The organism is Pantoea sp. AG702, assembly GCF_003182295.1.
Classification (GTDB): Bacteria; Pseudomonadota; Gammaproteobacteria; order Enterobacterales; family Enterobacteriaceae; genus Pantoea; species Pantoea ananatis.
In genome coordinates this window covers 324,333-343,840 of sequence record NZ_QGTU01000004.1, presented here as the reverse complement: position 1 = coordinate 343,840, position 19,508 = coordinate 324,333, and the positions used below count along the sequence as shown (strand labels likewise).

The 19,508-nt window shown below is 53.3% G+C and carries 17 protein-coding genes; 5 read left to right on the top strand and 12 right to left on the bottom strand.

Annotated elements, in window-relative coordinates:
* Positions 1-17 precede the first annotated feature (17 nt).
* Positions 18-302, bottom strand: coding sequence for a 50S ribosomal protein L25 (gene rplY / locus DFO57_RS13870; protein WP_013026457.1), 285 nt, complete (start codon positions 300-302; stop codon positions 18-20).
* Between the two features lie 131 nt (positions 303-433).
* The gene (locus DFO57_RS13865) at positions 434-2,188 is read right to left on the bottom strand and encodes a DEAD/DEAH box helicase (RefSeq protein ID WP_110015431.1); all 1,755 of its coding nucleotides are present in this window, start codon (positions 2,186-2,188) and stop codon (positions 434-436) included.
* Positions 2,189-2,343: 155 nt separating this feature from the next.
* Between DFO57_RS13865 and rsuA the strand changes: the two genes are divergently transcribed.
* The 3 genes from rsuA to DFO57_RS13850 all read left to right on the top strand — a co-directional run bounded on the left by rsuA (position 2,344) and on the right by DFO57_RS13850 (position 4,857).
* On the top strand, positions 2,344-3,063 hold the full coding sequence (rsuA, locus tag DFO57_RS13860) for a 16S rRNA pseudouridine(516) synthase RsuA (protein WP_013026455.1): 720 nt from the start codon (positions 2,344-2,346) through the stop codon (positions 3,061-3,063).
* An 11-nt stretch (positions 3,064-3,074) separates the two neighbouring features.
* The gene (locus DFO57_RS13855) at positions 3,075-4,271 is read left to right on the top strand and encodes a Bcr/CflA family multidrug efflux MFS transporter (RefSeq protein WP_013026454.1); all 1,197 of its coding nucleotides are present in this window, start codon (positions 3,075-3,077) and stop codon (positions 4,269-4,271) included.
* 265 nt (positions 4,272-4,536) lie between these two features.
* Complete coding sequence (locus DFO57_RS13850) at positions 4,537-4,857, top strand: hypothetical protein (RefSeq protein ID WP_013026453.1); 321 nt, start codon at positions 4,537-4,539, stop codon at positions 4,855-4,857.
* Here DFO57_RS13850 and yejF read toward each other — a convergent pair.
* From yejF to yeiP, 9 genes are all read right to left on the bottom strand, one after another.
* Entirely contained in the window at positions 4,844-6,448 is a 1,605-nt protein-coding gene (gene yejF, locus DFO57_RS13845; protein ID WP_022623421.1) for a microcin C ABC transporter ATP-binding protein YejF, read from the bottom strand. The genes DFO57_RS13850 and yejF overlap by 14 nt on opposite strands.
* On the bottom strand, positions 6,449-7,471 hold the full coding sequence (locus DFO57_RS13840) for an ABC transporter permease (RefSeq protein ID WP_029569011.1): 1,023 nt from the start codon (positions 7,469-7,471) through the stop codon (positions 6,449-6,451).
* A complete protein-coding gene (locus DFO57_RS13835) occupies positions 7,471-8,565 on the bottom strand; it encodes a microcin C ABC transporter permease YejB (RefSeq protein WP_015699894.1) in 1,095 nt (364 codons plus the stop codon). Before DFO57_RS13835 ends, DFO57_RS13840 begins: the two co-directional genes overlap by 1 nt.
* A gap of 11 nt (positions 8,566-8,576) precedes the next feature.
* Positions 8,577-10,385, bottom strand: a complete 1,809-nt coding sequence (locus DFO57_RS13830) for an extracellular solute-binding protein (RefSeq protein ID WP_110015430.1) — start codon at positions 10,383-10,385, stop codon at positions 8,577-8,579.
* 65 nt (positions 10,386-10,450) lie between these two features.
* Positions 10,451-12,013 (bottom strand): cyclic di-GMP phosphodiesterase, encoded by a 1,563-nt coding sequence (locus tag DFO57_RS13825; protein ID WP_089517179.1) that lies wholly within the window; start codon positions 12,011-12,013, stop codon positions 10,451-10,453.
* A 206-nt stretch (positions 12,014-12,219) separates the two neighbouring features.
* On the bottom strand, positions 12,220-12,789 hold the full coding sequence (mepS, locus tag DFO57_RS13820) for a bifunctional murein DD-endopeptidase/murein LD-carboxypeptidase (RefSeq protein WP_013026447.1): 570 nt from the start codon (positions 12,787-12,789) through the stop codon (positions 12,220-12,222).
* Positions 12,790-13,305: 516 nt separating this feature from the next.
* The gene (locus tag DFO57_RS13815; RefSeq protein WP_029569009.1) at positions 13,306-14,007 is read right to left on the bottom strand and encodes a phosphatase PAP2 family protein; all 702 of its coding nucleotides are present in this window, start codon (positions 14,005-14,007) and stop codon (positions 13,306-13,308) included.
* Positions 14,008-14,048: 41 nt separating this feature from the next.
* A complete protein-coding gene (locus tag DFO57_RS13810) occupies positions 14,049-15,026 on the bottom strand; it encodes a GTP-binding protein (RefSeq protein ID WP_110015429.1) in 978 nt (325 codons plus the stop codon).
* 77 nt (positions 15,027-15,103) lie between these two features.
* Positions 15,104-15,676 carry an elongation factor P-like protein YeiP gene (gene yeiP / locus DFO57_RS13805; RefSeq protein ID WP_014594125.1) on the bottom strand — a complete coding sequence of 191 codons (573 nt, stop codon included), beginning with the start codon at positions 15,674-15,676 and terminating at the stop codon, positions 15,104-15,106.
* 284 nt (positions 15,677-15,960) lie between these two features.
* Here yeiP and DFO57_RS13800 point away from each other — a divergent pair, with 284 nt between their 5' ends.
* Complete coding sequence (locus DFO57_RS13800; protein WP_014605415.1) at positions 15,961-16,215, top strand: YkgJ family cysteine cluster protein; 255 nt, start codon at positions 15,961-15,963, stop codon at positions 16,213-16,215.
* Positions 16,216-16,375: 160 nt separating this feature from the next.
* Here the strand turns inward: DFO57_RS13800 and DFO57_RS13795 are convergent, their stop codons facing one another.
* Entirely contained in the window at positions 16,376-17,758 is a 1,383-nt protein-coding gene (locus DFO57_RS13795; protein ID WP_044042313.1) for an MFS transporter, read from the bottom strand.
* Positions 17,759-18,233: 475 nt separating this feature from the next.
* Between DFO57_RS13795 and DFO57_RS13790 the strand changes: the two genes are divergently transcribed.
* Positions 18,234-19,265, top strand: coding sequence for a LacI family DNA-binding transcriptional regulator (locus DFO57_RS13790; RefSeq protein ID WP_064374086.1), 1,032 nt, complete (start codon positions 18,234-18,236; stop codon positions 19,263-19,265).
* Positions 19,266-19,508 lie beyond the last annotated feature (243 nt).

Here is a 19,508-nt window from a genome sequence, read left to right as displayed (position 1 = left end):
TTCAACGCATTCGGCGATTAAGCGCGAACGAAGTCGATGTGGTGCAGTTTTGGCTTGAACGGATGACGCTGAACAGCCTGCACTTTAACTTTGGTTTCTTTACCGTCAACCACCAGAGTCAGCACTTCTTCGTAGAAGCCTGGCTTGGTTTGCAGGTTCATCACCTGGTCGTGGTCGAGGTCGATAGCAACAGCGGCTTCTGAACCACCATAAATGATGGCCGGGAAGCGGTTTGCTGCGCGCAGGCGGCGGCTCGCACCCTTACCCTGCTCTTTACGTTCTACTGCATTGATAGTGAACATTAATACGTCTCTTTATGATTTCTGCTACAGGCGACCCAGTAACAGAAGGGTTATTCAACACCGCTTATGCACATGCAAAAGCGGGCGGCATTATAGCGGTAATCCCCTACAGGGGCAAACGCTAATAAGGCTTAGCGCAGTTCGTTAGCGCGGCGAAAGCGCCCCTGGTAGTCAAACAGCTTTTCGCGAATCTGCCAGAACTGGCCTTTGGCACGGGCCACTACAAAATCGGGATGGCGCAGAAGAGGCTGCAGGGCCAGCACATCGGCGGCGGTTTGCCAGCCCAGCGGCACGCCGGGCGCGCGCTGATGCGGGCGCATAAACAGGTGCTCAAACGCCTTGCGCTGTGCGGGCGTTTGCAGACGAAACCGCTCACTGACGCTGGTGCCGTCTTCATCGAAATAGGTGGCTTTCAACCATTCGCCTTTGTCGTCGCGGCCCTGTTCCAGCGTCATGCCGCCGCAGCGCAGAACGCGCGCATCTTTCAGCTTCAGCGCGGCTTTAAGCATATCGTCAGGATCGACCAGAATCTTGTCGCATTCGCGGCAGCGGCGCGCGGCGATGTCGTTTTCCGCGTTGCACGCCGGGCAGTTCTTAAACCGAAAGCGGTAGTCACACTGCTCGCGCCCGCCGTCGTCGTCTTCCAGTACGCCCTGACAACGCCGGCCAAAGTGCTCAATCACCATGCCATCGCTCGTGGCCTTGCCCCAGAAGGTATTGGCGAAGCCGCAGGCCGGGCAAAATACCTGCACGGGCTGATTGTCACTTTTCCCTTTCGGTGCGCCCACTTCAGGCGTAAACAGATCGTGAGGATTACCGGCATAGTCCAGAATCAGGCAGTCTTTTTTGCCGGGCGACAGGCGCAGACCGCGCCCGACAATCTGTTGATACAGGCTGACTGACTCGGTAGGGCGCAGGATCGCGATCAGATCCACATGCGGCGCATCGAAGCCGGTGGTTAGCACCGCAACGTTGACCAGAAACTTAAGCTGCTGGGCTTTAAACGCCGCGATTAGCGCATCCCGATCTTTCGCGTGAGTTTCTGCCGACACCAGCGCGCTGTTTTCAGGCAGCAGGCCCAAAATTTCGCGCGCGTGTTCGACGGTGGCGGCAAAAATCATCACGCCGTGGCGATCCTCGGCAAATTCCACAATCTGCTGGATAATATGAGGCGTCACCCGCTGCTGCTGTTTGAGTTCCCGATTCAGGTCGGCTTCGCTGAACAGGCCATTTGCCTGAGCGGTGAGGCGGCTGAAATCATACTGAACCACCGGCATATCCAGCCGTTCTGGCGGCACCAGAAACTGATGCTTGATCATATAGCGCAGGGGCAGTTCATAGATGCAGTCGCGAAACAGGGCCTGCTCGTCGCCCCGAACCATACCGTGATAATGAAAACGGTAGATCCAGCCTTTGCCAAGGCGAAACGGTGTTGCGGTCAGGCCGAGCAGACGCAACTGAGGATTATGCTGGCGCAGGTGATTGAAAATTTGCTGATACTGGCTCGCTTTGTCATCACCAATGCGGTGGCACTCATCAACAATCACCAGCGAAAAGGCGCGGTCAAACAGGCTGAGATTACGTGCAACAGACTGGACGCTACCGAACACGACTTTCCGCTGGCTTTCTTTGCGCTGCAATCCTGCCGCAAAGATGTCAGCCTCAAGTCCGTAAGCCTGATACTTGCTGTGATTTTGCGCCACCAGCTCTTTGACGTGCGCCAGCACCAGCACCCGACCTCGAGCCAGGCGCGCCAGCTCGGCGATCACCAGGCTTTTTCCGGCCCCGGTGGGCAGAACGATCACGGCAGGTTCAGGATGACGACGGAAGTGGGCGAGGGTGGCATCGACCGCTTCCTGTTGATAAGGGCGTAAGGTAAAAGACATGCTGTTCACTTTTGTAAAACCTGCCGCAATTATGCCACGAATCCACAATAAACGCGCTGTCAGCGAGGCGCAGATCAGGCTATACTTCCCCTACTTTTTCAACGGTTAAAAATGCCGTTTTAGTTTCCCTCCGCAGTAACAGGCAAAACGAATTCATGCGACTCGACAAATTCATCTCTCAGCAACTGGAAATCAGCCGTGCCATCGCCGCACGTGAAATCCGTGGTCAACGTGTTACCGTTAACGGTGATGTGGTGCGCGACACCGCTTTCAAACTCCAGCCCGATCATGAGGTTGAGTATGACGGCAATGTATTGCAGATGCAGACCGGGCCGCGCTACTTTATGCTGAACAAACCTCAGGGCTATGTCTGCTCAACGGACGATCCCGATCATCCCACCATCGTCTATTTCATTGAAGAACCGATGGCGTTTAAGCTGCATGCCGCAGGCCGGCTGGATATTGATACCACCGGTTTAGTCCTGCTGACGGACGACGGTCAGTGGTCACATCGCATTACCTCACCGCGCCACCATTGTGAGAAAACTTATCGGGTAACGCTGGAAGCGCCGGTGAGCGATGACACGGCCGCACAGTTCAGCGCCGGGGTGCAGCTGCATAATGAAAAAAGCCTGACTAAACCCGCTCAGCTTGAGGTCATCACCCCCACGGAAGTGCTGCTGACCTTGAGCGAAGGCCGCTATCACCAGGTCAAACGCATGTTTGCAGCCGTGGGTAACCGGGTCGTTGGCCTGCACCGCGAGCGCATTGGTGAGATTGTGCTGGACGAGGCGCTGGAACCGGGTGAATACCGCCCGTTAACGGAAGAAGAGATAGCCAGCATTGGCTTACCGGATGAACTTAAACAAAAATAGCGAGAAACCTGGTGCGTAAGGAAAAGAATTCGCCAATGGGGCTGGTCGTCATCCTCGGCCTGTTAGCGATGTTGATGCCGCTGTCGATAGATATGTATCTGCCTGCAATGCCACAAATTGCGCGCCAGTTTGCCGTGTCCGCCGGTAGCGTTCAGATGACGCTCAATCTTTATATCCTGGGTTTTGCCATCGGTCAGTTGATTTACGGTCCGCTCGCCGACAGCTATGGCCGCAAGCCGGTGATTACGCTCGGCACCCTGATATTTGCCTGCGCAGCGGCAGCCTGCGCACTTTCGCAGTCGATTGAACAACTGATTGCGATGCGTTTTTTACACGGTCTGGCGGCAGCGGCGGCCAGCGTCGTGATCAATGCGTTGATGCGTGACAGTTACTCGAAAGAAGACTTCTCGCGCATGATGTCGTTCGTCATGTTGATTACCACCATTGCACCGCTGCTGGCGCCCATCATCGGCGGCTGGCTGCTGTTAGTCTGGAGCTGGCACGCCATTTTCTGGACGCTGTCGATAGCGGCGGTTATCACCACTGTGCTGGTGGCAACCCAGATTCGCGAAACCCTTAAACCTGAGCAGCGACAGCGCTTTCACCTGCGCACCACGCTGGGTAACTTCGTTATCCTGTTTCGCCACAAGCGCGCGTTCAGCTATATGTTATCGAGCGGATTCTCGTTTGCGGGGCTGTTTACCTTTCTCAACGCTGGCCCCTTTGTTTACATCGAACTGAATCACATTTCACCGCAGAGTTTTGGCTACTACTTCGGTCTGAATATTGTGTTTTTGTTCATCATGACGCTGATTAACAGCCGGGCAGTGCGCCGTTTTGGCCCCGTGGTCCTGTTTCGCTTCGGATTGTTGGTGCAGTTTGCTATGGGCATCTGGCTGTTGATCGTCAGCGCTTTCGATCTGGGGTTCCTGCCGCTGGTATTAGGCATTGCAATGTTCATCGGCTGCGTGTCGATGGTGTCGTCAAATGCTATGGCGGTTATCCTTGATGAGTTTCCGCATATGGCCGGTACGGCCTCTTCTCTGGCGGGCACCTTGCGTTTTGGCGTGGGTGCGCTGGCGGGGGCGCTGCTCTCCCTGTTCAGCTTCAACAGTGCCTGGCCCATGGTGGGAACCATTGCACTGTGCGCGACAATCTCCGTTTCGTTATTTCTCTACGCCTCACGTCCGCGTACCGTCGCCCGCTAAGCGGGCGTCTGCCATCCTCTTTTTCCGCTTAGTCAAAAATGTTTCTTATTTGTGAAAAAAAATAGCAAATAAAGTAATCGTATTGGGACTAAAATGATTGTTAGTTATCATTAAACGCGGTACATATAGCCCAAAGTGAGATTTAACTCGCAAATTTGCTCTACCGGGCGATTGCGGATCGGCGCGTTAAGCAGACTTTACCCACTCTGCAGGCTGACATCATTGGTTGTGAATTGCGCTTCATTCTCTGGAGATAGGGATCATTATGTTGCAACTTTCGGTTGTGCATCGCCTGCCGCAGCGGTTTCGCTGGATTAGCGATCGTCATGCCGTGATTGAAACCGACGATGCGGGCTCAGAAGAGCATGACGTTATTGCGCTCCGGCTGATAAGCCATGATGGTGTTCCGGCATGGGAGATTCTGCGGGAACTGAAAGACATGCTGGCCGCCATTCAGGTTGACGGCAAAATCGCTGAGTGCGAAGGGCAGCCCTGCCTTTTTATCCGCCGTTGTGATGAGAGCGCCACGAACTGCTGCCTGAAAAATCAAGGCGTGGCGATTGCGGAAACCTTCATCGGTCACTGAGCGAAACGGAGCCGAGCAGCTCGCGGGTATAAGCCTGTGCAGGTGTGGCAAAGAGTGTCTCACAGTCGCCTTGTTCAACGACCTCGCCCTGACGCAGTACGATGAGCTGATGGCAGAGCGATCGCACCACTTCCAAATCGTGACTGATAAACAGATAACTCAGCTGACGCTGCTGCTGTAATCCCCGTAGCAGCGTCAGAATCTGTTTTTGTACGGAGCGGTCGAGTGAGGAGGTTGGCTCATCCAGTATCAGCAGCTCCGGTTCAAGAATCAGGGCGCGCGCAATAGCGATTCGCTGACGCTGACCGCCGGAAAACGCAGCTGGATAGCGATGGCGGCTTTCCGCGTCCAGCCCGACCTCGGTCATGACCGCTTTAACCCGTTCGTCCTGTTGTGCGGCACTCAGGTGTGGATAATGCACGGCCAGACCTTCGGCAACGATCTGCTGAACCGTCATTCGGGGGTTCAGCGCAGAATTAGGATCCTGAAAAACGACCTGAATGCGGCGACGCAGCGGCAACAGCGCTTTTCTCGACAGCTGATGCAGCGGCTGATTGTCAAACCAGACCTCCCCCTGAGCGGCAATAAGACGCAACAACGCCATACCGGTGGTGCTTTTACCTGAGCCTGACTCGCCTACCAACCCCAGACTTTCGCCTCGTTTCAGGCTAAAGCTAAGATTCTCTACTGCAATTTTTTCGCCTGTTTTACGTTTAAACAGGCCCTGACGCAGGGGAAAACTGACGCGCAGGTTGTCCACCTTAAGAATAACCGGCGTATCCGCAGGGAGCGGCACGGCACGACCTTCCGGATCGGCTGCCAGCAGCTGTTTCGTGTAGGCGTGCTGAGGCTGTGTTAGCAGGCGCTGGCCGGCGTTATGCTCAACCACCCGACCAGAGCGCATCACGCTGACGCTGTCTGCCAGTTGGCGAACAATCTTCAGGTTATGGGTAATAAACAGCATGCCCATATTCAGTTCCTGTTGCAGTTCGCGCAGCAGGCCAAGGATCTGCGCCTGAACGGTGACATCAAGCGCGGTGGTCGGTTCATCGGCAATCAGCAGCCTCGGCTGGGTCAGCAGGGCCATCGCGATCATCACACGCTGGCGCTCGCCCCCGGAGAGCTGATGTGGAAAAGCGTTCAGGCGAGAGGCCGGCTGGCGAATACCCACGCGATCGAGACAGCGCAGGATTTCCGCTCGCGCGGGCTCGCGTCGCATGCCGCGATGTAGAGAAAGCACTTCATATAGCTGCTTTTCAATACTGTGCAAAGGGTTGAGTGACACCATGGGTTCCTGAAAAATCATCGCCATCTGATTACCCCGCAGGCCGCGGAGTCGCTGCGCCGATGCCTTGAGCAGGTCTTCGCCTGCCAGCAGAATTTCGCCCTGAGGATAGGCGACGGCGGACGCGTGCAGTAGCCGCATGATCGACAGGGCGGTAACGCTTTTTCCGGAACCGGATTCGCCTACCAGGGCCAGGGTTTCTCCTGCCTCTATACGCAGCGAGACATCGTCCACCACCTGATACAGCTGTTTGCCCTGACGAAAGGCGACGGAGAGATGGTTAACAGCAAGCAGCGGGGTGCTCATTCAGACTCCTTTACTGGGATCAAAGGCGTCGCGCACGGCTTCGCCAATGAAAATGAGCAGCGACAGCAGAATCGCCAGCGTAAAAAAGCCCGATAAACCCAGCCAGGGGGCCTGCAGGTTATTTTTCCCCTGCAGCAGCAGCTCTCCCAGAGAGGGAGAGCCGATGGGCAGACCAAACCCGAGAAAATCGAGCGAGGTTAAGGTGGTGATAGAGCCACACAGGATAAAAGGCAGAAAGGTCAGGGTTGCCACCATGGCGTTGGGCAGGATATGACGCAGCATAATACGTCCGTCACTGACGCCCAGCGCCTGCGCGGCCCGAATATAGTCAAAGTTACGGGTACGCAGAAACTCGGCACGTACGACGCTGACCAAACTCATCCAGCCAAACAGCACGGTAACCAGCAGCAGCCACCAGAAGCTGGGCTGAATCACGCTGGAAAGCAAGATCAGCAAAAACAGCGAGGGCATCCCGGACCAGACCTCAATCAGGCGTTGACCTATCAGGTCCACCTTGCCGCCAAAGTAGCCTTGTATGGCACCGATGACGATCCCAATCACGCTGGAAAACAGCGTCAGCAGCACCCCAAACAGGAGTGAAATGCGCAGACCATATAACAGACGCGCCATAACATCGCCGCCGTTGGCATCCGTGCCCAGCCAGTTCTGCCGGGAGGGCGGCGAAGGGAAGGGCACCTGAGAAGCGAAATTAATACTGTTGGCACCGAAACGGATGGGTGCCCAAAGCGCCCAGCCGTGATTTTCAATGCGCTGTTGCAACCAGGGATCCTGATAATCCGCTGCCGTGGCAAACGGGCCACCATAATCGCTTTCGCTATAGTTAAAAAACAGCGGAGCGTACCAGCGCTGCTGATAATGCACCAGCAGCGGTTTATCATTGGCAATGAATTCCGCGCACAGGGAAAGCATAAAGACAGACAGAAAAATCCACAGCGACCAGTAGCCACGGCGGTGATGACGAAAGCGCTGCCAGCGCTGCTGATTTAGGGGAGAAAGATGCATCACCGGCCCTCAAAATCAATACGGGGATCCACCAGGGTATAGGTCAAATCACTGAGGATATTCATCAGCAAACCTATCAGGGTGAAAATATACAGGGTGCCAAACATCACGGGATAATCGCGCTGGATCGTCGCATCAAAACCCAGCAGGCCCAGGCCATTAAGAGAGAACATCACCTCAATCAATACCGAACTGGTAAAAAACATGCTGATAAAGGTGGCGGGAAAGCTGGCGATCACCAGCAGCATCGCGTTGCGAAACACATGATGGTAAAGAATGCGCCGCTCTGAGAGGCCTTTAGCCCGGGCGGTGACCACATACTGTTTGCGAATCTCATCCAGAAATGCATTTTTGGTCAGCATAGTTAAGGTAGCAAAACCGCCAATCACCGTCGCCAGTACCGGTAGCGCAATGTGCCAGAGATAATCGGTTACCCTGGCGTACCAAGGCAGCGAATCAAACTGTGGAGACGTCAGACCGCGCAGCGGAAACCAGTCAAAATAGCTGCCGCCAGCAAACAGAACAATCAACATAATGCCAAACAGAAACGCCGGAATGGAGTAGCCAATAATGATGAAGGTGCTGCTCCAGACATCAAAGGTACTGCCGTTACGCACCGCCTTTCTAATGCCCAGCGGGATGGAGACCAGGTAGATAATTAAGGTACTCCACAGGCCAAGGCTGACAGAGACGGGCAGGCTCTGTTTGATTAACTGCAATACGGAAGCACTGCGAAACAGGCTGTCGCCAAAGTCAAAGCGCAGATAGTTCCACAGCATGGTGAGATAGCGCTCCCCGATAGGTTTATCGAAGCCGTAACGTCGCTCAATTTCTGCGATGACCTCCGGATCCAGGCCGCGCGCGCCGCGGTATTGATTATCCCCTGGCGTGACGCGATGCAGGCTGGCCTGGGTGCCGCCGCCTTCACCGCTGCCCGCACCAGGCAGCCCGCTGGTCTGGCCAAACTGGATATTCGCCAGCGCCTGATCGACCGGGCCGCCCGGCGCAATTTGTACAATAAAAAAGTTGAGCGTAATGATGGCCCACAAGGTAGGAATAATCAGTAACAGTCTACGTAAAAAGTAACTTGCCAACCTGCCTCTCCTCAGCGTTTGTCGGCCGGCAGTCGCCCGGCTTTATTCACGTCATACCACCAGTTATCCAGACCTGTGCTGTAGGCAGGTTTAACCGCAGGATGGGAAAATTTGTCCCAAAAGGCAAGTCGCTGCTCGGCGTTGTACCACATCGGGATCATATACGCATTCCACAGTAAAATACGGTCCAGCGCCCGGCCCAACGGCAGCAAGGCGTCCGCATCGTCCTGATGGGCGATGATCTGTTTCACAACGCTATCGACAACGGGGTCCTTGACCCTGGCCGTGTTCCAGGAGGACTGAATATAGTCCGATTGCCAGTTGGCCTGCAGACTGCGTGAGGGGGTTGGCATCGCATGATAAAGATTACTGACCATATCATAGTCACCACTGCGCAGGCGGCGCAGGTACTGCGAGCTGTCAATTTGGCGTAGCGTTAACGTGATACCCAGCCGCGCCAGATTATGTTGATAAGGAAGCGCCCATTCACTGTTTGCGCCTGCGGGCAGCAGCAGCTCTGCGCTAAAGGGCTGCCCGGTTTTATCATTAATCAGGCGCTGATTCCTGATGTGCCAGCCCGCCTGATTCAGCAGGGACATTGCCTTGAGCAGGTTGGTGCGATCGTAGCCGCTGCCGTCAGTTTGTGGCGGCACATAGGTTTCACTGAAGACTTCAGGCGGTAACTGTGCTGTGAACGGCGTCAGAATGCGCAGCTGCGCGGCATCGGGCAGGCCCCGTGCGGCATAGTGGGTATTCTGAAAATAGCTGCCTGTGCGCTTAAAAGCCTGATAGAAAAGCGTTTTATTCATCCATTCAAAATCGAAAGCCAGCGCCATCGCCTGCCGGACCCGACGATCGCTAAACAGGGCTTTTTCATTATTCAGCGCCAGCCAGCGCGTATCAATTGAGGCGGTATTCGGTGTGGTTTCTTTCACGATCTGTCGATCGTCGAAATGACGCCCCAGATACTGCGTGGCCCATTTCTTTGCCGACGTCTCTTCCCGCAGATCAAAGGCCCCGGCTTTGAATGCCTCAAATGCCACGTTGTCGTCCAGGTAATAGTCGTAACGCATTACATCAAAATTGAACCGGCCACGGTTAACCGGCAAATCCGCCGCCCAGTAATCGTTCACGCGACTGAATTCAATAAACTGGCCCAGCTTCCACTTACTGATGCGATAAGGCCCACTCGACAAGGGGGGCTGGCTGAGCGGCTCGTTAAATTTTCTCGTCTGCCAAAAGGTTTGGGAGATCACCGGTAGCGTCAGCAATCCCAGCATCAGGTCTTTATCCGGGGCCGGTAACCTAATACGCACGGTCTGGCGGTTGAGGGCGGTGACCGTGACGCCGCGATAAAATATCCGAAACTGCGGAACCCCTTCAGTCATAAACTTTTGGAAGGTAAAGGCCACATCCTCCGCCGTAATGGGTGAACCATCCTGGAACCGGGCGCGGGGATTAAGGGTAACGTCCATCCAGCTGAAATCCGCGGGATGACGAGCAGATTCCGCAATGAGGGGGTAATAACTGCTGGTTTCATCGTCCGACGTCGTGAATAAGCTGTCATACAGGGGCCCGGTACCGGCACCGGGATTGCCACGTGAGGCATAGCGGTTGAAATTGTCGTAAGTACCAATGACGGACAAGACGATCTTGCCGCCCTTGGGCGCGGCAGGATTCACATAGTCGTAGTGACTGAAGTCTTGCGCATACTTTGGCGTCCCAACCTGAGCAAACGCGTAGCTTGTCTGAACCGGGGAAGCGTGCAGCGGAAGGGTAAGCAAGCTACACAGCAGCAGAAGGGCGAAGCGGAGCTGCATAAGGGATGTTCTCTCCTGTGAGTGTCTTGCACCGCAGCGATAATCTACGGCAATTAAAGCATGGGTTACCTGTTTTGACGCTGAAAATAGTCTTTGATCTGCTCCGGGCGTAACGGACGGCTATAAAAATAGCCCTGTAAATAGGTGACGCCGCGGTCGATCAACCAACTGGCCTGTTCGTCGGTTTCAACGCCCTCGGCCACGCTCATCAGATTGAGCCGTTTAGCCAGTTGTAACACCGTATCCAGCACCGGCGAAGTGATCGTTTCCGTTCCGATACTTTGCACAAATCCACGATCGATTTTCAGGTAATCAAAATGGTACTTCTCAAGATAGATTAATGCACTGTGCCCGGTGCCAAAATCATCAACCGCGATTTTAATGCCTCGTTGTTGTAGCCAGTGAAACAGTTCGGCCGCATTCGCGTTCTCGACGACTGCGCGCTCGGTAATTTCAAAAACATACAGAAAATGATCGTGAGGCATATTGTCCTGCCAGTACAGGACATCGTCACGAAAACTGCAGGCGCTGAGATGCAGAGGGGAAATATTTACGCTGATGCAGGTTCCTTTGGGCAGGCTATCACGGAGTTGATGTGCATCGCGGGCGACCAGTTCAAACAGGTGTCGGGTCAGGGGGACGATTTGGCGTTGTGCTTCAGCATAGCTGATAAAAATATCGGGTGGGACCGTTTCACCCGAAGGATGTGTCCAGCGTAGCAGTGCCTCCATACCATAAGATTTGCCATCCTGGGCCGAAACTAAAGGCTGATACTCGACATGAAATTCCCCTCGTCGGATACCCAGGGTGATCTCTTTGCCAGGCCGCTGAAAGCGGGTCAGCAAAAACCAAAAGGCACAGCTGGCGATTAATGAAATCAGCAGGCTGCTCAGCATGATGGTCTGATAGTCACTTGCTGACAGCGTTGAACCGTAGAGAGCAAACTGGAAAGGAAGGCCTTCCAGGGGCGTTTGCATTAGCGGCGGCGGGAGTTGACGATTTCGTACCAGCGTTGGCTGCCAACTGGTCATGGCAGTTTTATGGGCGAGTAAGGCAATCCCGGTGATTTCGGGGTAAGAAGACGCTTTTAGCTGATACGTTGCCAGGCTCAGATTCAATGTCGTAAAAATGCCGGACTGAAGGGTGCCGGGCTGCTTAATCCAGATGGCCAGCACCGGCTTTGTCGGCTGCATCGGCGTACCCGGCAACAACCGAATGTCCCTGTCACGTGTGCTATCCGTTCGGGCTGAGAGCGCGCTGAGCGGCTGAAAAAAGCTTCCGGTTGCGGAAGAGCAAAACGCGTTGCCGTCTTTAACTAAAATAATGGCGCGTATGTCGCCGGCAAACGCGGCTCGCGCGGTTAACTCATGATTACCGATATAGCATTCTGACTGAACGAATGGAAGCAGGGGGGAAAGCGTGTCCGAAATAAGCGTCTGGACGCTACGTTGAAAGTCGTTACTACTGTCGATGAGCAACTGTTTATGTTGGCTTTCCCGACGATGTTGGGTTTCGATGAGCAAAACAGAGGTTAACAACAAAAAAAACAGACTGCCAATAATCGCGCTATTCCACGCGATTTGACGAGGATAAGTTGCCTGGCGTATCAGCGCCCGCGACAATGGCATGAAGTGCTTCCCCTGATCAAAATATAAAACTTACTGGTGCGCAATCGCCCGAATATTTGCGTCTGAGAATATAACGAGTCTGTTAATAATGTCTCGTTATTATTTTGATAAACAAGTATTTTTAGGGGGATTCGAGGGATTAAAAAAAAACGCTGCCTGGGCAGCGTTCTGTTTTTCTCTGGCTGAGAGGACATTCGGGAGCTGCATTAGCTCGGGTTGCGACTTAAGACCCGCCGCGCTTCGCGATAACGTTTTTTCCAGTAATCTTCATTAAGGCTGGAGATCATGACACCGCTGCTGGTCGAAGCATGAACAAAGTTGTCATTGCCGAGGTAGATACCGACATGACGGCCCGTTGAGCCAGCACGGAAGAGAACTAAGTCACCCGGTCGCAGTCTGCTGCGAGAAATCTCTTTTCCCGTTCCCTGCTGTTCGGACGTTGAGCGAGGAAGATCCAGACCAAACTGTTCGCGGAACGTACGCTGAACGAAAGCGGAACAATCAATACCACGCTTGGTATCACCGCCAAGACGGTAACGAACACCTTTCCAGCTCGCGTATTGATCCATGATGCGCGTCTTAACATCAACGTTGCGCACCATCTCTTCGAACTCATCCTGAGACGCTTGAAGTAAAAAACCATTCTGGTTGTTAACTTCATGATTCTCGTTTTTAACGGTGTTATGGGTACTGCTACAAGCTGAGAGGAGAGTTGCCAGCGCCAGAGCGGGCGCAATCCGCCAGATATATCTCAGTATTGGTTGAGACTTGACCATTATTCGGGTTTTCCTTCGAAGTCCTTACGACAAGATTGTCGCCAGCCAGATGACAAAACGGAATGAGATTAATAAGCCAGTCAGAACAAGACAATGCTTTAATTATAAAAATGTGTAAATCACCACATTTTATCTATTAAAGAATGCTTAATACCGCGTCTTCTTTTCTCACTGCGACCGAGATTAACCGATTCCAGAGGCCGTGGCGAGCGCTTTTAATCAAATTCTGATAGGTTTTTTTGATACTTATCAAACTTAAATAACTTGTTCACTTTATCAACAGTTATTCAAGGTGATAACAGGAGGAAAGGGGTGATCTGGCGCTAATTCCAGGCTTAGTGCGGGCTGGGAGAAGGTCAGCAGAGTAACTGTCGTCGAAGGCTGAAGAGAAGTCCTGTATTATCATCGGGTTCGGATGTCTTTTTTGGTTAGCTTGCTAATTATTTCCATGGGTTTTTTATAAGTGAGGGCGGGTTATAATTTAATCATTATTCCGCCCTCGCTAATTAATTACTATTAGGGTTTATTTTTACCCGGTAATTTGTGATAAAACCAATTAACCAGATAATCACTTGCCGGCGTTAATAGCCACCAGCTTAATCCCACTAACGCCACGGAAAGCGATCCGACTGCAATATCGCTAAACCAGTGCGCGCCTGCCATGACGCGTGGCAGCGAGAACAGCCCCACAATGACAACACCCACTAAAAACGTACGGAAGCCGAAATAACGCCACATGAATGCCGCAAAGATAATGAGCATCATGCCATGATCGCCCGGAAAACTGTCGCTTGACGCATCTTTGGCTGGGATACCCGTTAACTCACTGACGCGGTGAACGTTCTCAAAGAACAGCGTCGGGCTGGCGTGTTTTTCCGGGATCAAATGGCCCGCCTGGTTCAAAACGACCGCTGTCAGCAACATCGTAATGCCAATGGCAAACATACGACGGCGGCCCGCAGGCGTTTCCCGCCGCCACAGCCATAGATAGAGTAACCCCATCGCCAGCAACGACACGGCGTCAAAACCGCGAAAGTTAGTGATGGCGACCAGCAGGGCAAACCTTGGGTGATCCACCATTTCATTATTAAACGCGAAGAAAATCCCTTTATCGATATCAAACCAAAACCCGTGATGGGGCGGTAAATACCATGAAAAAAACAGCACCAGTCCCAGTGCGTTAAGCAACAGGATGGTGACAAGGCGTGTTGCGTGCATAATTCTGCCCTAGTAAAAAATAACCGCCGACCTTAATCCTGTCAGCTTAAACGAAACCTCAACAAAGCAGATTGTAAACTATTCCAGTCGGCAGATGAGGAATGAATCATCTCAATGCGACTGTCAGGTGGGGTTGCGGCGAGAATTTCAACATGCACGTCTTCTCCCTGACGGTTAATGCTGACGCATCCTTCGGGGATGCGCAGCACGCCTTTAACCCGATCGACGGGGGCAAGCCGCGCCCATTCCAGCAAAGGAAGGCTATCAAACACCGTTTCGTGGTCAAAAATCCAGCCGCAGGCGACATAACCCTGACCCTCATTCACCGCCCGACGCCATGACGCGCGCCCGTCGAGTCGCAAGGCTGCGATACCGCTGCCCGGGGCCGCAGCGTGATGATGGTGGACCGGATGCGGAAGGGCGCGCGGTTTCCCGCGCGGACTGTCAAGTAACGCCAGGGGAATCTGACCGAACTCGGCAGTAACAAATTCACGATCGTCCTGATGGGCGGCAAGCCACGCCTGGAGGCGCTGCCGATCGGCCTCGCACCAGCAGTCGCGTTTATTGCCGACAATAATGTCGGCCGCGGCCAGCTGATCGCGAAAGTTTTCATTTTCCGTTACACGCACGTCGGCGAGCTGGCGTGCGTCCAGCAGGGTTAGCGTGGCCTGCAGTTCGATCCAGGGTTGATAAACAGACGACGTCAGCATCTGTAGCAGCTGGCGTGGATGGCCCAGTCCCGTGGGTTCAATCAGCAGGCGGTCGGGCTTGTTTTGTTGAAGCAGCCTGTTTAGCCCGACCTGCATGGGCAGCCCATTAACGCAACACATGCAGCCGCCGGGGATCTCTTTTAACGTCGCGCCACGGTTGGCCAGTAACGCGCCATCAATACCAATCTCACCGAATTCATTGACCAGCACAGCCCAGTTTTCATTCTGGGGCTTGTGCGCCAGCAGATGAAGCAGCGTGGTGGTTTTTCCGCTGCCTAAAAATCCGGTGAGAAGGTTAACGCGTGTCATGCCAGTGACTCCTGTAGAGAAAGAGGGCGGTGTTATAATATAACACTACCTGTCAACCCGGCGTACAGCGCGCGTTATCAGTCGGCACGTCCCATATAGCGACGCTCGGCAACATGGATGCGAATGCGATCGCCGTTGCTGAGGTACTCGGGAACCTGAATGATCAAACCGGTAGACATTCCCGCCGGCTTAGTGCGGGCACTGGCCGATGCGCCTTTGATACCGGGTGAAGTATCCACAATATCCATGTCCACGGTTTGTGGCAGCTCAAGCGCCAGCACCTGGCCATCCATCGTGAGTACCTGAATGCCGGGAATGCCACCTTCCGGGATGAACAGCAGCTCTTCTTCTATTTGCGCTTTTTTAAAGGAATAGGGCGTGTAATCTTCGTCGTCCATAAAGACGTATTCATCACCATCAATATAGGAGAAGGTAACGCTGCGGCGGCTCAGGGAGATGGCCTCAATGATCTCGTCGCCCTTAAAGCGTTCTTCCACCTTCATACCGGTGCGAACATCGGTAAAACGCATTTTATAAAGCGTTGCCGCACCGCGCGCGCTGGGGCTCTGGACATCAATATCCTTTACCAGCAGCAGTTTTCCATTGTGGGTAACGGCCATTCCTTTTTTGATTTCATTCGCCTTTGGCATTGCTGTTCTCACTTGCAGAGTAATAGTGCGCGCAACGTTACTCGCGCGGTCGTGAACAGGCAAGATAGCGCGAAAAATTTTGTGGTCGGGGGCAACAGCAGGGCGCGTCGGATAGGGCAACCAGGACAGCGATATTTCATGGGTTCTGGCATGACACGGGCCATTTGAGCCCCTGACCCTGTCTTATCTTCTTAGTGGTTAAGCGCTTTTTTCTGTAAAGGTGATTTCGGGCGCGGGGCCCTTCTGCTATCGTGCGCGGTTTACACCTATCCAGGACGTAAACCATGGAATGTCGTACAGGCTGTGGCGCCTGTTGTATTGCCCCCAGCATCTCCTCGCCCATTCCCGGTATGCCGCACGGCAAGCCCGCGAATACCCGGTGCGTCCAACTTGCGGAGAATAATCTGTGCAAAATTTTTGGTTCTCCCCTGCGACCAAAAGTTTGCGCCGGGCTTCAGCCCTCGGCTGACATGTGCGGCAGTAATCGCCATGACGCGATGGATTACCTGATTCACCTTGAGCAGAGCACCGCGCCCTAATGCGTAGCGGTCTGCCGATCCTTAGCGTGTCACCCTGTGCCCTCGACTTATGCCAACGTCCGCCTGTTAACGCTGCTCTGCCTGCGCTTTCCGTGGCGGAACGGGTTTTACAGGAAAGCCCCCGATAGCGATGTATCTGACCCGACGTGATGTTGCCCGTTCAAGGCGATAACTCTTCAAGCGATTTCCCTTTGGTTTCAATGGCGAAGAGCAGGGTAATCATTCCGCCGATTAGGGCAATCACGGCGAACGCAATGAAAACAAACCGGATACCAAATCCAGATACAATGAAACCCACCATCAGCGGCCCAACAGACGACCCGGCGCGCAGCCAGGCGCTGGAAAAGGCAGTACCTGTCGCGCGAAGTCTGGTCGGATACAGTTCGGCAGAATAGAGATAAAGTGAAAAGGCAATTGTTTGCAAAATAGCATAGGCCATGCTGCCCAATATCAGTATCTGCCATGGCGTATTGGCACCCAGTACACACAGCACGATGAGCGGAATAATGGCCAGCATAAATGCCCAGGTGTACCAGCGCTTACGGCCTACTTGATCGATCTTAAAGGCACAAATGACAGAGGCAATAACACCACAGGTAGAGGTAATCCATCCATAGGCCAGGCTGGTTTCTAGTGGCAGATGAAACAAGGTTCTGTACATAGTGGGAAACCAGGTAATCATGCCGTTGTTAACGGTATAAACCGTGAGCCATAATCCCCACAGCATAAACGTGCGGGATTTGTAGATACCTGAAAACAGCGCCTTTACGCCGCTGGACGAGGCGGGCATCACCGGTACGGGTTTTATTACGGGGTCGGGCAATGACATACCGCGACGTAGGGCTTCTGCTTCAAACGACTGAACGACTTTTTCAGCCTGTTGATGGCGGCCTTTAGAGACTAACCAGCGCGGAGACTCTGGCATAAACCAACGCAAAGGCGCCGCCAGAGCTGAAGGGATCAGACCAATGAGAAACATGATTTTCCAGCCATAAATGGGCACCAGAAAGAATCCGATAAGGCCAGCACACATCATGCCGACCGGAAAGATCACTTCATAAAGCAGAAAAAACCGACCCCGCTTCTTTGCACCGACAAATTCGTTGATATAGGCACTGGCAACGGGAACCTCAGCACCAATGCCCAGTCCCTGCAAAAAACGAATGATCAGAATTGACCAGCCGTTCCAGGCGAACAGGCAGGCGGCATCCATAATCACAAACATCACGATGGTGATACGTAAAACACCAATCCTGCCAATTTTTTCTGCCAGCGTACCAAAAAAGAGCGCTCCCACCAGTTGCCCAATATAGCTGGCTGCAATGATCAGACCGACGAACGTCGGCGTAAGCCCCCATTCCTGCGTCAGTTGTGGCAGGGCAAACGCGATGGCAATAATGGTATAGGCATCAAAAAAAGTGGACAGCCCTACCACAACACGAATCGCCATTAACCGGCGTGTGATGGGCAATCGCTCAAGCCGTGCCAGTAATACTGATGCGTCGGCGGGATGAGCGTGGGAAGCGATAACCTGAGTTGACATAGTTACACCCTGTTGCGTGATGGATATGGGGCAAACATGCAAGACGACGCGCGTTCCTGAGCCATGCATTTGCAGCCCACTCACTGACGGTAGTTGCATAAAACCTGTGCAAAATGGATAGTTTGAAAACGTTAATGCAATCGTTTTCACATGAGTTATCGTTGGTTTAATATCCCGCTGCGTCAATTAAGCGGCTTGATTAATTGTTAACGTGTTCACATTCCGCTCTCAGGCAATCGAAAAAGCGTGAAACAGGTCATACTCTCTTCAATAGCCTTTACGGGGATGCTCAGGCTGGGGAGAACAATAAGAGCCTAAGCGTTGAAAATCGTATTCTTCAGGCGTGACGACAAAGAGAAATGCGGCCCCCACGCAGTGCATGTTAAGGGCGTATCCCGTTGTTATAGCGTCTGTTGTATAGTATTGCCGTCTGCAGAGGGACCTTTGCCACCCACATTAATCCTCGGAGTGATATATGGATCAGGAAAGCCAGGAAAAGGAACAGTCGGATAAAAGGCTGATAACGATGCGTGATGTTGCTAATGCCGCGGGCGTAAGCATCTCCACCGTATCGCGAATTCTGGATGAGAGGCTTCCACAGTCAAAAAGCGCGTCAGCTGAAAAGGTTCGCCAGGTTGCCCGTGAACTTGGCTATCGGCGTGATTATGTTGCCTCCAGCCTGCGCAGGGGCGATACCGGCACGCTTGGCGTTCTGGTTCCGCGTATGACGGATGCGGTGACGGCGATGCTGTTTGAGGCTATCGCGACAGCGGCTTCACGACGCGGCTATTTTGCCATCGTGGCAACCTGTGGTGACGATCCGCAACAGGAAAAAGCGTCCGCAGAATCCCTACTGGACAGACGCGTTGACGGCCTGATTCTTTCAACCTGTCGTCTGGGCGATCCGCTTCCCCAGACCCTGCGGGAGCGCGAAATACCGCACGTGCTGGTATTGCGTACGGATGGAATAAGCCCCTCTTCCGTTGGCGATGACGAAATGGGCGGCTACCTTGCAGCGCGTCATCTGATCGATTTAGGCCATAGAAAAATCGGGATGATTGGTGGACCGGATTTTGCGTCCAATGCGTTGAATCGTCGTAAAGGTTTTGAACGGGCAATGAATGAAGCCGGTTTGCCTGTTCGGCCAGAATGGTGCCGTTCGTCTGACTTTAATATCAAGTCAGGCGAAGATGTGGGGTCGTCAATGTTGAACCATCCCTCGCGGCCTACCGCAATTTTTGCGGTCAATGATGAGATTGCGATTGGGGTCATGGCTGCGGCGCATCGTGCAGGCATGACCATCGGCAAAGACCTGTCACTGGTCGGATACAACGATATCCCCCTGGTCAGCCGCTTGCCTGTCGCATTGACCTCAGTGCGAACACCGCTGGAACATATTGCCGGTAATGCTGTAGATATGCTTATCCATGGCAGGCATGAACCCCATTTATCGACCATTATTCCTACGTTAATTCCGCGAAAATCCACGTCTTCTCCTCATCAGTAATCGTTCCTTTAATGACCGCATTGCGAATGTAATGTGGTCATTAAGCCGCTGGGATCCCGATCGCAAACTCTCTTCGTCTCCCAAAGCGTTTTGTGATAACTGCCTCATTTATCAATCGCCGCTGGTTGACGCGATGAAATTAGATTGCCAATTTATCTTATGTGAAAACGATTGCAGTAACGTTTTCATATTGTGTTCACTTTGACTGAACCTGTGACTAAAAGTATTTCACATCAAGGAGTT